A 12,394-nucleotide genomic window follows, 5' to 3' on the forward strand; every position below is an offset into this window, starting at 1 on the left:
CATGATCAAAACGTTATTTTTTCACGGCTTGCGGGAATTCCACGCGCACGCACAGGCCGCCCAGGCGCTCGGACTTGTCCAGCACCAGGCGCGCGCCGTGGCGCTCGGCGATGGCCTTGATGATGGCCAGCCCCAGGCCGCTGCCGTTGGCATCCGTGCCGGGCACGCGGTAGAAGCGGCTGAAGACGCGCTCGCGCTCTTCGGGCGGGATGCCGGGGCCGCTGTCTTCCACGGACAAGGTCACGCCGACGGGGCTGGCGCGCAGGTCGATGTCGACCGTGCCGCCCTGCGGCGTGTACTTGATGGCGTTGTCGACCAGATTGCGCAGCATGATGTTGAGGGCATCGGCCTGGCCCGCCACCTTGGCCGCATCCATGTGATGCAGGCCCAGGTCGATCTTGCGCGCCTGCGCGATGCCGGCCATGTCGCCCAGCGCCCGCTTGACGACATCGTTCAAGTCCACCGCCTGCAGCTGGTCGCCGCTGGCGGCGCTCGCCTCCTGACGCGCCAGCACCAGCAACTGCTCGACCAGGCGCGTGGACCGTTCGATGCCGGCGCTCACGCGACTGATCGCCAGGCTGCGTTTTTCTTCCGATTCGGCCCGCTCCAGGCTCAATACCTGCAGCTTCAGGGCCGCCAGCGGCGTGCGCAATTCATGCGCGGCGTCGGCGACGAAATGCTGCTGTGCGTCGAACGCCGTCTTCACGCGGCCGAACAGCAGGTTCAGTTCATGCACCAGGGGCCGTACTTCGTCGGGCAAGCCCGCTTCCGAGACGGGCGACAGATCGTCCGCCTGGCGCGCCGCCACCTGCTTGCGCACGCGCGAGACGGGTGCCAGCGAGCCGCTGACGACCCACCAGACCACCAGCATCAGAATCGGCGCCATCAGCGCGATCGGGCCCACCGTGCGCAAGGCCAGGCTGCCGGCCATGCGCTTGCGCACGGCCATGTCCTGGGCAATCTGCACGGTCTGGGAACTGGTTTGCACGGAGAAGATGCGATAGGTCGTGCCGTTGGCTTTCACGTTGGAAAAGCCCAGCACGGCGCGCTGCGGCAGTTCCGCGCGCGTGATCGAGCGGAACACCTGCACGCCGTCCGGCGTCCATACCTGCACCACCATGTCGTTGTTGACGGGGTCGGCAGGCAAGGCTTGCGCATGGTTGGCCAGCGGCGCGCCGGAGCGCAGCGACAGGGCCATCTGCTGCATGTGATAGTCAAAAATCTGGTCGGCGTCGTACAGGGCGCTGCGGTAGGCGATCGACGCCTGCGCCAGGGCCGCCATGATGATGGCCGCCAGCAAAAACCACAGCAGGCGGCCGCGCAGCGAGTGCGTCACCGTGACCTTCATCCTCATGCCTTGGGCACCATGTAACCGAGGCCGCGCACGTTCTGGATCAAGTCGCTGCCCAGCTTCTTGCGCAAGCCATGGATATACACTTCCACGGCATTGCTGTTGACTTCATCCTTCCAGCTGTACAGCTTTTCTTCCAGCTGCGCGCGCGACAGCACGATGCCGGGACGCGCGATCAGCGCTTCCAGCACGGCCCATTCGCGCGCCGACAGGTTGACGGGATGGCCCTCGGCGATCACTTCGCGCGTCAGCGGATTGATACTCACGCCCTGGTGCTCGAAGATCGGTTCCGGCCGCCCCGAGGCGCGCCGCAGCAGGGCGCGTATGCGCGCCAGCAACTCGTCGAGGTCATACGGCTTGAGCACGTAATCGTCGGCGCCCGCGTCGAGGCCGGCGATGCGCTGCTCGATGGCGTCGCGCGCCGTGGCGACCAGCACGGGCGTGTCGAGCTTGCGCAAACGCATCGAGCGCAGCACGTCGAGGCCATCCTTGCGGGGCAAGCCCAGGTCCAGCAGCACCAGGTCATAGGTCTGCGTCTGCAGGGCCGTATCGGCCATGTCGCCATCCTTGACCCAGTCCACCGCGTAATGCTCGGCGCGCAGCAGATCGAGCACCACCTCGCCGATCATCGTATCGTCTTCTACCAGCAATAAGCGCATGGCTTGCCTCTCTCTAGTTACTCTTGTTTTCAGCCCAAACGCACGGGAATGAAGATCTTGTCCGGTCCCCGCTGTATCAGCAAGGCCACCGACTTGGCGGATTTTTCCACCACGTCGCGCACCTGCTCGACCGTGTTGACGGGACGGCCATTCACCGACAATAGCACGTCGCCCGGCTGCACTCCGGCATTCGCGGCGGCGCCGCCCGCGTCTTCCACCAGCAGGCCGGCGCTGATGCCCGCCTCGCGTTTTTCATCCGATTGTAACGGACGCAGGGCCAGGCCCAGCTTTACCTTGCCGGCGGCGCTGTCGCTCTTCGCCACTTCGGCCACCTTGTCGGCCGCATTGCCCAGGGTTGCCGTCAGGCTGACGATCTTGCCGTCACGCCAGACATCCATGCTGATCTTGTCGCCTGGCAAGGACGTGCCCACCAGCGCCGGCAAGTCGGCCGAGCCGATGATGCGCTGGCCATTCACCTTGCGCACCACGTCGCCCGATTTCAGGCCCGCCTTGTCGGCCGGGCTGCCCCGCTCCACGTTGGCGACCAGGGCGCCTTCCGGCGTGGCCAGCTTGAACGAGTCGGCAAAGCCCTGGTTGACTTCCTGCACCGTCACGCCCAGCTTGGCATGACTGGCCTTGCCCGTTGCAACGATCTGGTCCTTGATGCGGCCCGCCAGGTCGATGGGGATGGCGAACGACAAGCCCTGGAAACCGCCCGTCTGGCTGTAGATCTGCGAATTGATGCCGACCACTTCGCCGCGCGTATTGAACAGCGGGCCGCCCGAGTTGCCTGGATTCACTGCCACGTCGGTCTGGATGAACGGCACATTGCTGTCGTCCGGCAAGGAACGGCCCTTGGCGCTGACGACGCCGGCCGTCACCGTGCTGTCGAAGCCGTATGGCGAACCGATGGCCAGCACCCACTCGCCCACTTTCAGGTCGCTGGAATGGCCGAGCGGCACGATGGGCAGGTTGTTGGCGTCGATCTTCAGCACGGCGATATCGGTCTTCGGATCCGTGCCGAGCACCTTGGCGCGGAATTCGCGGCGGTCGTTCAGCTTGACGGTCACTTCGCGCGCATCGCGCACCACGTGGGCATTCGTCATGATGATGCCGTCCGGACTGACGATGAAGCCGGAACCGAGGCCATGCGTGGGCACGTCGCGGCCACCCCGCTGCCCGCCTTGCGGACCCTGGAAGCGGCGGAAGAACTCGAAGAAGGGGTCGTTGCCGAAATCGTCGTTGCCGGCCTGGGCCGAGGGGTCATAGGCCACCTTGGTACTGCCCGTGACGCTGATATTCACCACGGCCGGGCTGTTGCGCGCGGCGATCTGGCTAAAGTCGGGCAAGGCCACCAGCGGCGCGGCAGCGGCGGGCGCCACGGCGGCAGCCACGGGAGCGGCAGGTACGCCAGCGGCGGCATTCGCGCCAGCATTGTTCTGATGCACCACCATGGCGCCACCGGCGCCCAGCACACCGATCGCGGCCAGCGCGGCTACGGTGCGTTTGATTTTCAGGGATGCGGTATTCGTTTGCTGTTCCATGAATTGCTCCTCATTCAATGAGATTTTGATGTATGCAATATTGGGCCACGAGTCTTAGGCGGTGCTTAACATTTTTTTTTCTATTTGGAAACAGGCATTTGCGCCTTTAAGCATGGTTTAATCTTGCGTGCCGCGCGCACCGCGCATGGCGGGCGATGAAGGGCCCGAACGGGCTCCGGACGTGACACTGGCCGGATCAACCGGCCAGTATTTTACTGCATGGGGAAGCGCTGTTCCCTCCCGCCGTTGCCAGCGCGTGGCGCCGGGATCAGCTCAACTCGGATCACATCAGGCTGCCTGACGCTGTTCCAAAGTGCTGACGGTGGCGCCAGTGGTGGTGCCGATCTCGATCTTGCGCGGTTTCAGCGCTTCCGGCACTTCGCGCACCAGGTCGATGGTCAGCATGCCGTTTTCAAACGTGGCGCCCGTGACCTTCACGTGGTTGGCCAGCTGGAAACGCTGTTCGAAATCGCGGGCAGCGATGCCACGGTGCAAGAAGGTGCGCTCGACGCCATCTTTCTGCTTGCGGCCCGTGACGTGCAGGGAATCGCGTTCGGTGATGATGTCGATCTCTTCGCGCGAGAAGCCGGCCAATGCCATCACGATGCGGTACTTGTCTTCCGACACCAGTTCGATGTTGTACGGTGGGTAGCTCGGCTGCGCATCGGCGCGCTGTTCGTTGAGCAGCTGTGCCAGGCGGTCAAAGCCAATGGCGGAACGGTACAGGGGAGCAAGGTCAAAAGTACGCATGATAAATATCCTTTTCAAATGAAGCGATAAGAGGGGCGGACCTCACCATGAGCATCCGCTTGTTACCGATATACGGCCTCTCCAGCCCCTTTCAAGGCCTTGAAATTGGCGAAAAGCGCCCCAGACGCCGCCAAATTTGTAAGAAATTTTTACATGGCCAGCCCAAGAGGATTTTGCATGGCGTCCCCCATGCGGCACCGGCTTTTGGTGTATGCTGGCGGCATGAACAATGACACCGACATCCAGCTCAGCGGCCCCTTCAAGGCCACCGACGGCTCCGGCCGTGCCCATGACATCAAGGCCATCCGCATCTTCGACGAAGGCTACGGCATCATCGACGTCTACGTCGATTTCGCCGCCCCGCTCGAAGCGGGCGCCTATAAGGACAAGACCCTGGTCGGCCACATCCTGGCGCGCCTGCGCAGCCTCGGCTACGTAGGCCCCGACTTCGGCCACGGCGACCTTGGCTTGCAAGACAAGAAACTGATCGTTCTGGAAGCGCCCGAGGAATTTTCGGCCTTTGCCGTAAGCAAGGGCTGGAAGGATCTATCCGCCGAATTTGACGAAGACTGAGAACACCTGACCAAATCTACTGCGCGTCGCGCTTTGCGGCCGGCGATGCTCACCGTGCTTTAGCACGGCTGCGCTTCTCGGCCACAAATCACTGCCGCTCGCTACGATTTTGTCAGGTGTTGTAAAGTACCAATAGTATCCGCGCCGCGCCAGCTTCTGCTGCCGCGGCGTTTTTCATGGGCGACCGCTTGCTTACTTAGCTGATATAGCGCGCACTCCAGGCAGCGATGACGTTGGCAACGTAGGCCGCGTCATCGCGTCCCGTCAACAGGTGGTCGGCATCGTCGAGCGAAACGAAGCTTTTCGGGTGCTTGGCGGCCGTAAAGATATCCATCGCGTTCGACAGGCTCACCGTCGTGTCGTTCGGCGCGTGCATCACCAGCAGGGCGCGGCGCAGGCCGGTGATGTGGGTCTTGAGGCTGTGGCTGCCCGCGTCGTCGACGAATTGCTGGCGGATGCGGAAAGGCCGCCCTTCCAGCTGCACCAGCGCTTCGCCTTCGGCGGCGATTTGCTCCAGGTGCTCGCTGAACATGCGCGTCACGTAGGCGGGCGTGCTGGGCGCGGCCAGGGTGGCGATGGCGGTCGCTTCCGGCACCTGCGCGGCAGCGGCCAGCACGGCCGCGCCGCCCAGGCTATGGCCGATCAGCAATTGCGGCGCGGCATGTTTTACCCGCATGAAATCAGCGGCGGCGACCAGGTCGTCGACGTTCGACGAGAAATTGGTGGCGGCAAACTCGCCCTCGCTGGCGCCCAGTCCCGTAAAGTCGAAGCGCAACACGGCGATGCCGTGTTCCGTGAGACCTTGCGCGATGCGCCGCGCGGCCAGCACGTCCTTGCCGCAAGTAAAACAGTGGGCGAACAGCGCATACGCGCGGATGGCGCCGTCGGGCGCATCGAGGCGCGCCGCCAGCACATGGCCGTGCGCGCCGGGAAAATCTTGCCGGGTGGATTTCATTGTCTCAGATCAAAGCTGCCGCGCAGGGCGGCCGATGGCGCATTGTAGCGCCGCCCGACTACTTCCTGCTTTAATCCCGCTTGGGAATATTGACTCCTTTGGCAACGGCTGGCCTGGCCAGAAACGCGTCCAGCGCGCGCTGCACATGCGGGAAATTGCCAAAGCCGACGAGGTCGCCCGCCCCATAGAAACCCACCAGGCAGCGCACCCACGGGAAGATGGCGATGTCGGCAATCGTGTACTGGCTACCCATGATCCAGTCGCGGCCCTGCAGGCGCTGCTCGAGCACGCCCAGCAGGCGCTTGGCCTCGCCGATATAGCGTTCCAGCGGCCGCTTGTCCTCGTAATCCTTGCCGGCGAATTTATGGAAGAAGCCCACCTGGCCAAACATGGGGCCGATACCGCCCATCTGGAACATCAGCCACTGTATCGTTTCATAGCGCAGGCCTGCGTCCTGGGGGATGAACTTGCCCGTCTTTTCGGCCAGGTACAGCAGGATGGCGCCCGACTCGAACAGGGCCAGCGGCTTGCCATCGGGACCGTCCGGGTCAAGGATGGCGGGAATCTTGTTGTTCGGATTGAGGGACAGGAAGGCGGGCGACAGCTGGTCATTCTGCTCGAAGCTGACCAGGTGCGGCTCGTACGCCAGGCCCAGTTCTTCCAGCAGGATCGAAACCTTGATGCCGTTCGGCGTGGGCAGCGAGTACAGCTGCAGGCGCTCGGGGTGCCGGGCAGGCCATTTTTGGGTGATGGGGAAGTCGGAAAGCTGTGTCATGGATATCCTTCATTTCAATTAAAGATGCGGCGCCGGGCAGCCAGTATAGCCAAGCATGGCAGTTTCAGCAGGACAACGCATTCAGCCAAACAAGCCATGCAAGAACCAGCGCGGCGCGGCATCTTCTCCGCTGCCGGCGATGCGTTCACGGTAAACCCAATAGTGGGCATGGTCGAGGCCTTCGGCGATGAAGTAATCGCGCGCTTGCGACTGGCCCCACCAGCCCGCTTCGATGCGCTCGGCAACAGACACCATTTTCAGGGGCGAGCCATAGAATGGCCGGTGCTCGCGCATCAGGAGGGCGATGGGCTGGGCCAGCAGCCAGCCGGGACGGGGCATGCCGGGCAAGCCGGGCGGCAAGTCCGGCACCGCGTTTCTGCCGCCGGCCTTGGCAGGCAGCGGCAGCCACTGGTTGGCCGCCTCGGGACGGTAATCGGCGCGCGGCGCGGCCTGCAAGACATTGTCCGTGCCCAGGCGCGCCACCAGCAATTCCATCAAGCGCTGGCGCTCTTGCGGCGTGCCGCCCGGCTCTGGAAACAGGGTGTCGCTGGGCGGCGCCATCGGCTGCACCTGCAGCGCTTCCAGCGTGAGGCCGATCACGGGCGCGTCCAGCACCAGCTGCGCCAGGCGTTCCTTGAGCAGGCGCACCAGGTGCTCGTCGCGCCAGACGGCCTCGCCAAGGGCCAGGTCGATGACGGTGGGCGCACGCGCCACCCGGCCCCGCTCGTGCGCCAGCAACAATTGGATGCGCTCGACGGCAAATTGCCGCGCGCACAGCCAGCCCGTCATTTGCTGCAGCAGCCGGCGCGCGCCGAACAGCAGCGCGTCGGCGTGCTCCACGCGGTCGAACAGTTCCAGGCTGGCGCGGAACGTGGGCGGCGCTTCGAGCCACAGGTACAGTTCCGTGCCGTGGCCATGCGCATCGTCGAGCATGTCGAGCAAGGCCCCGCCGCAGCGGCGCTGCAAGCCGGGCCGGGGCAAATGGCGCAACTGCCCCAGGGTGCGGCAGCCGATGCCGTCCAGCCATTCCAGCCAGGGGCGCGCGGGCGGCAGCAAGGCGCACGGCAGGCGGTCGAGGCGACGCACCAGGCTGGCCATGCTCAATGTCCGGCCCCGGCGCGTCGCGGCGCGCGCCAGCAGCCAGGCGCCGCGCGCCGTGGGGGCGCACGACAGCTGGGCCGTGTAGCCGAGCGCGCGCAAGCTGGCCGCGATTTGCCGGCACAGGGCGCGCACGCCGCCGAACAGGCGCAGGCTGGCGCCCGCATCGACGAGCAGGGTCGCTTCCTCGCCCTGCGCCACCAGCGGCGAATATTGCAGCAGCGCCAGCGCCACCGCTTGCAGCGCTTGCGCTTCCAGTTCGGGAGAGCGTTCGTGCAGGCGCGCCTGTGGTGCCAGCATCAGCGCGCCGGCGCGGCGCATGCCCGGCCGGATGCCGGCTGCCCGCGCCAGCGACGACACGGCCATCACTTGCTCCTGCTCCAGCACCACGCCGAGGCTGTCAACCGACCAGCGCGGGCAAAACACTTCGAGCGGGAGCCGGGGCAGGCACAGGCCGATCCAGAGTCGCATGGCGTAGCAGTAATGAAGGAGGTTGCAGGGGCAGGAACAGGGGCGCGTCGCGCTGCGGTCCCCGGCGCTTGATGAAGCCGATCTCGATGCCGCCGGCGGCCGGACGCACGGACAGGCGCAGCGGCGCCGGCGACGCATCCTGCGCGCCGTGCAGCGGGCGCAGCATGCAGAACAGGGTGTTTCCGGACTGCGCGGCCAGGTGCAGCCGGCGCAGGCTGTCGGCGCGCACATGCGGCTGCCAGAACAGCAAGGCGCCGCAACTACCGCTGCGCAAGATATTTTCCGCCGCCCACAAGGCATCCTTGCTGCTGGCGCTCTTTAACCACAGCAATTGCGACGGCGCCAGCCCCTGCGCGGCCAAGGCCAGCGCCTGCGGCGGATGGGGTGGTTGCAGCAGCACGATGGGCAAGCCCGGCAGCTGCGCCAGCGCGGGCGCCAGCAGCCGCAATTCGCCGCTGCCCGGCTGCTGCACCAGCAGATCGATGAGGCTGCCGCTGGGCCAGCCGCCGCCGGGCAACTGCGCGGACAGGGCGGCAAAGCCCGTATCCAGGCAGCGCGTGGCGCCCTGCCCCAGCTGCGATGCGCGCCACAGGGACGGGTGCAAGGCTTCCGGCGAGGCCATCAATTCGGAATGTTGCATAATTGAATATGAAGATAAATACTGTATGCATATACAGTACTATCCAGTCCCGCTTTTGGCAAGACTTATCTGCGCCGCAGCTCCCCGGGGCCGTCCCGCCACGTCCGAAAAACACCGTTTTTCACATCGATTGCTGTACCATAAGCACTCTCCTTACCGCTCGGCAATGCATCGGGCGGCTTCCTCCGTCCAAAGGAAACGCATTTGACCACCATCCAAATCATCAGCGCCATCGTCTTCGGGCTTGCGCTCATCCACACCTTCGCCGCCAAGTCGTTTGAAACCTTGTCGCGCCGCCACCCCCGCCATGCGGGCCTGCTGCATTTGCTGGGCGAAGTGGAAGTCGTGTTCGGCTTCTGGGCCTTCATCCTGATCATCATCATGGCCTTTGTCTCGGGCGGCGATGCGGCCATCGAGTATGCCGAGTCGCGCCATTACACGGAGCCGCTGTTCGTCTTTGTCGTCATGGTCGTGGCTGCCTCGCGCCCCGTGCTCGACGCCGTGCAGCGCCTGTTGAAAGGCGTGGCGCGCGTGATGCCGCTGCGCACGGAACTGGCCCTCGTCTGGCTGGGCCTGGCGCTTGTGCCCCTGACGGGTTCGTTGATCACGGAACCGGCCGCCATGACCCTGGCCGCGCTGATGCTGGCACCGCAAATCTTCCGCCCGGGCATCCCTGAATGGCTGAAATACGGCGCGCTGGGCGTGCTGTTCGTCAACGTTTCCATCGGCGGCACGCTCACCTCGTACGCGGCGCCGCCCGTGCTGATGGTGGCCACCACGTGGAACTGGGATAGCGCCTACATGGCCACCCACTTCGGCTGGAAGGCGGCCATCGCCGTCCTCGTCAACGCGACGGGCGTGAGCATTTTGCTGCGCAAATACCTGCACAGCAACACCTCCGACATCAAGCCGAAGGCCGGTGAAGTGGAAGCGCCAAAAGTGCCGCTGGCCGTCAGCCTGGTGCACATGATCGTGCTGGCCGGCGTCGTCGCCCTGGCGCACCATCCCGTGCTGTTCATCGGCCTGTTCCTGTTCTTCCTCGGCTTCGTGCAGGCGTATGAGCGCTATCAAAGCCCGCTGATCCTGAAAGAGGGTTTATTGGTCGGCTTCTTCCTCGGCGGCCTGGTGGTACTGGGCGGCATGCAGCAATGGTGGCTGCAGCCCATCGTTTCCAGCCTGAAACCGCTGGCCCTGTTCTTCGGCGCCCTGGGCTTGACGGCCATTACCGACAATGCGGCCCTCACTTACCTCGGTTCGCTGATCGTCGGCATGACGGACGAAGCGAAATACATGCTGATGGCCGGCGCCGTGGCCGGCGGCGGCCTGACCGTCATCGCCAATGCGCCGAACCCGGCCGGCGTGGCCCTGCTGCGCCGAGGCTTCAAGGATGAATCGATCGGCGCCGTCGGTTTGCTGGCCGGCGCCCTGCTGCCGACGGCCGTGGCGGGCCTGGCCTTCCTGGCCCTGTAAGCCTCATCACGGGGCGGCTGCCGGCCGCCCCTGCTGCCTTCAATTTCCCTCTTCAGTTTCCTTCATACACGAGGAAATGCAGCCGGTCATAGAACAGGCTGTAGGCATAGTCGAACGTGCCCACGCTGCGAAAACCCTTGTGCAGATACACTTGCAGCGCTTCGCTTTTTTCCCATACCGTCAAGGTGATGCGCGCACAGCCCTTGCGGCTGGCCAGGTCGCGGATTTCATGGAACATCTGCCGGAATAGGCCCTGCCCCCGGTATTTTTCGTCGATGGCCAGGCTGCTGACGAAACAGTCGTCGGTGCGCGCATGCGCGAGTACGAATGCGTCATAGGCATCGTCGAGCGCCTTCATGTCGTCCCGGTAATACGAGACGGCGCCGCAGGCCTGGAACTCGGCCATCGTGGCGGCCGTGAAGAAGCCGATGAAACGCCCGTCTTCGTCGTGCAGGCCGTGGATGTGCTGCAGATACGGGTCGATATTCTGCCGCCGCTGCAATTCGACGAACTGCAGATTGAGTTTATTGCCGAACGAACAGTATTCGAGATAGCTGGTGGCAAACAGCAGTTTCGCCATGCGGTTCTTCGTCTCATCGCCCAGCAGTTCACCTGGCACCAGCTTGAGCGGCGCATGCGACAGTAGGCCCGCCTGCGTCTCGTCGCCGGACGGGACGGCATCGCTGGCGGCCGGCATGCGGCTGCCGTGGCGGCCCACGGTCGGGCGCCAGAAATCGCCAGCGGCAATATGCCGCGAACGGTGGGCCAGCAGGTAGCGGCAAAAGACGCCATTCACGCGATCGAGCTGCGGGTCGTCCGACAGCACCGAGTAATAGTGAAAATGGTCGATGTCCGCCCGCAGCTGGGCCGCATACGCCATGCGCGGCACTTCCTCGATATCGAACACATCGACGATGTCGGGCAGGCTCAAAGGATCGTCGAGTTGCCAGCCGATTTCGTCGAGCCTGGCGACGCAGCGCGCATACGCGCGCCGTTCCTCGTCACTGAGGGGAATGTGCACGTCGGTAATGATATCGTCCAGCAAGCGCATGCCGCGGATGCCGCCCGCCACCGCTTCCCGCGCACCGTCATACAGCACGCAATAGCGCTGGTAGAACTCGGCATGGCTGAGCAGGGTCACGCCCAGGTTTTTCTTCCATTCGGCATAGAACTGGCCAAACAGCTGCGCCTCGAATTGCGGGCAGGAACGGGGAATCCGCGCATCGATACCCGCATAGGCGATGTTCACATTGCGCTGGATCACACGCAGCGCGGCATCGTTCTTCTTGGCGATCAGCATGCCCGTTTCATCGAGAAACAGATTCATCCAGCTGACATGCTGGCGCTCTTCGCTGTCGCCATCCTTGCGCTGGAAATAATCGGGCACTTCCGGCTTCATCAGGAAAATCGTCGCCGGATTGTGCGGGATCGTATCGACATCCATATACATGCCGCCGTATTCGCACATGATGAGGATGCGGAAATAATCGGACAAGGTGGCGAAGTAGCGCTGCATATGCAGGGTATCGAGTACGCCGAAGCGGGCCGGCGCGAAATCCAGCGCCAGCGCGCGCAGAGAATTGATATGCAGGGTCGTGCCGCCGATGGCGTAGCGGCCTATCGTGTAGCGCCCGGCGCCGCCCGTGGGGCTGAAGCGCTCGTCATTGCACAGCTGCTGCGCATCCCACACCCACAGGATGGAGACGTACGGCGCGCCGCCGTTGTGCCGCACCGCTTCCAGCGCCGCGCCCCACTGCTGGATCGCTTCGGCTGCGATGGCCGGCAACGGTCCGCCCATCCAGATGCGGTGCAGGTAGCGCTCATCGTCGCCGAGCGCGCGGGTGGGAATGCAGCTCAGCGACGAGCAGCTTGCTGCATTGAAATGGTTGAAATTCAGGGCGACGAAGCTGCGCAGGGCCGCGATGCCCGCCTGGTGCTCCACGGCCAGCTGTTCCAGGTCGCTGCCGGCCGGCCGGACATCGGCCAGGGTGATGTAATCGAGTTTCAGCCGGTTGATGCGGAACTCGTATTCCAGGTTGAAAATCTTTGCTTGATCGTGTTTCGAGGCCAGGTCATCTATTTTCATGGGCGCACCATTTTCCGCAGGA

At 64.3% G+C, this 12,394-nt stretch carries 11 protein-coding genes; 2 read left to right on the plus strand and 9 right to left on the minus strand.

The annotated features are described in order from the left end of the window. Positions 1-13: 13 nt before the first annotated feature. The 4 genes from JAB1_RS17705 to JAB1_RS17720 all read right to left on the minus strand — a co-directional run bounded on the left by JAB1_RS17705 (position 14) and on the right by JAB1_RS17720 (position 4,304). Positions 14-1,348: an ATP-binding protein gene (locus JAB1_RS17705; protein WP_070281233.1), complete on the minus strand. Its 1,335-nt coding sequence runs from the start codon at positions 1,346-1,348 to the stop codon at positions 14-16. Positions 1,349-1,350: 2 nt separating this feature from the next. Further along, positions 1,351-2,010 (minus strand): response regulator transcription factor, encoded by a 660-nt coding sequence (locus JAB1_RS17710; protein WP_034783312.1) that lies wholly within the window; start codon positions 2,008-2,010, stop codon positions 1,351-1,353. Positions 2,011-2,039: 29 nt separating this feature from the next. Continuing rightward, entirely contained in the window at positions 2,040-3,554 is a 1,515-nt protein-coding gene (locus JAB1_RS17715; RefSeq protein ID WP_070281235.1) for a Do family serine endopeptidase, read from the minus strand. Positions 3,555-3,842: 288 nt separating this feature from the next. Beyond that, positions 3,843-4,304 carry an Hsp20 family protein gene (locus JAB1_RS17720; protein ID WP_034783311.1) on the minus strand — a complete coding sequence of 154 codons (462 nt, stop codon included), beginning with the start codon at positions 4,302-4,304 and terminating at the stop codon, positions 3,843-3,845. Between the two features lie 222 nt (positions 4,305-4,526). Here JAB1_RS17720 and JAB1_RS17725 point away from each other — a divergent pair, with 222 nt between their 5' ends. Beyond that, a complete protein-coding gene (locus JAB1_RS17725; protein WP_034783462.1) occupies positions 4,527-4,877 on the plus strand; it encodes a hypothetical protein in 351 nt (116 codons plus the stop codon). A gap of 196 nt (positions 4,878-5,073) precedes the next feature. Here the strand turns inward: JAB1_RS17725 and JAB1_RS17730 are convergent, their stop codons facing one another. The 4 genes from JAB1_RS17730 to imuA form a co-directional block, all read right to left on the minus strand. Beyond that, the gene (locus tag JAB1_RS17730; protein ID WP_070281239.1) at positions 5,074-5,832 is read right to left on the minus strand and encodes an alpha/beta hydrolase; all 759 of its coding nucleotides are present in this window, start codon (positions 5,830-5,832) and stop codon (positions 5,074-5,076) included. A 70-nt stretch (positions 5,833-5,902) separates the two neighbouring features. Continuing rightward, positions 5,903-6,607 carry a glutathione S-transferase N-terminal domain-containing protein gene (locus tag JAB1_RS17735; RefSeq protein ID WP_070260403.1) on the minus strand — a complete coding sequence of 235 codons (705 nt, stop codon included), beginning with the start codon at positions 6,605-6,607 and terminating at the stop codon, positions 5,903-5,905. An 81-nt stretch (positions 6,608-6,688) separates the two neighbouring features. Next, entirely contained in the window at positions 6,689-8,176 is a 1,488-nt protein-coding gene (locus tag JAB1_RS17740) for a DNA polymerase Y family protein (protein ID WP_070281241.1), read from the minus strand. After that, on the minus strand, positions 8,106-8,816 hold the full coding sequence (gene imuA, locus JAB1_RS17745) for a translesion DNA synthesis-associated protein ImuA (RefSeq protein ID WP_070281243.1): 711 nt from the start codon (positions 8,814-8,816) through the stop codon (positions 8,106-8,108). Before imuA ends, JAB1_RS17740 begins: the two co-directional genes overlap by 71 nt. 204 nt (positions 8,817-9,020) lie before the next feature. Between imuA and JAB1_RS17750 the strand changes: the two genes are divergently transcribed. Further along, the gene (locus JAB1_RS17750; RefSeq protein WP_034783303.1) at positions 9,021-10,286 is read left to right on the plus strand and encodes a putative Na+/H+ antiporter; all 1,266 of its coding nucleotides are present in this window, start codon (positions 9,021-9,023) and stop codon (positions 10,284-10,286) included. Positions 10,287-10,338: 52 nt separating this feature from the next. Here JAB1_RS17750 and JAB1_RS17755 read toward each other — a convergent pair whose 3' ends face one another. Then, complete coding sequence (locus JAB1_RS17755; protein ID WP_070281245.1) at positions 10,339-12,372, minus strand: GNAT family N-acetyltransferase; 2,034 nt, start codon at positions 12,370-12,372, stop codon at positions 10,339-10,341. Positions 12,373-12,394 lie beyond the last annotated feature (22 nt).

The sequence above is a fragment of the Janthinobacterium sp. MP5059B genome (assembly GCF_001758645.1).
Taxonomy (GTDB): domain Bacteria; phylum Pseudomonadota; class Gammaproteobacteria; order Burkholderiales; family Burkholderiaceae_D; genus Janthinobacterium; species Janthinobacterium lividum.

Excerpts from the sequence above, each read along its gene's own strand:
- JAB1_RS17715 (WP_070281235.1), bottom strand. The coding sequence starts at position 3,554 with ATGGAACAGCAAACGAATACCGCATCCCTGAAAATCAAACGCACCGTA.
- JAB1_RS17705 (WP_070281233.1), bottom strand. The coding sequence starts at position 1,348 with ATGAAGGTCACGGTGACGCACTCGCTGCGCGGCCGCCTGCTGTGGTTT.
- imuA (WP_070281243.1), bottom strand. The coding sequence starts at position 8,816 with ATGCAACATTCCGAATTGATGGCCTCGCCGGAAGCCTTGCACCCGTCC.
- JAB1_RS17710 (WP_034783312.1), bottom strand. The coding sequence starts at position 2,010 with ATGCGCTTATTGCTGGTAGAAGACGATACGATGATCGGCGAGGTGGTG.
- JAB1_RS17735 (WP_070260403.1), bottom strand. The coding sequence starts at position 6,607 with ATGACACAGCTTTCCGACTTCCCCATCACCCAAAAATGGCCTGCCCGG.
- JAB1_RS17755 (WP_070281245.1), bottom strand. The coding sequence starts at position 12,372 with ATGAAAATAGATGACCTGGCCTCGAAACACGATCAAGCAAAGATTTTC.
- JAB1_RS17725 (WP_034783462.1), top strand. The coding sequence starts at position 4,527 with ATGAACAATGACACCGACATCCAGCTCAGCGGCCCCTTCAAGGCCACC.
- JAB1_RS17740 (WP_070281241.1), bottom strand. The coding sequence starts at position 8,176 with ATGCGACTCTGGATCGGCCTGTGCCTGCCCCGGCTCCCGCTCGAAGTG.
- JAB1_RS17720 (WP_034783311.1), bottom strand. The coding sequence starts at position 4,304 with ATGCGTACTTTTGACCTTGCTCCCCTGTACCGTTCCGCCATTGGCTTT.
- JAB1_RS17730 (WP_070281239.1), bottom strand. The coding sequence starts at position 5,832 with ATGAAATCCACCCGGCAAGATTTTCCCGGCGCGCACGGCCATGTGCTG.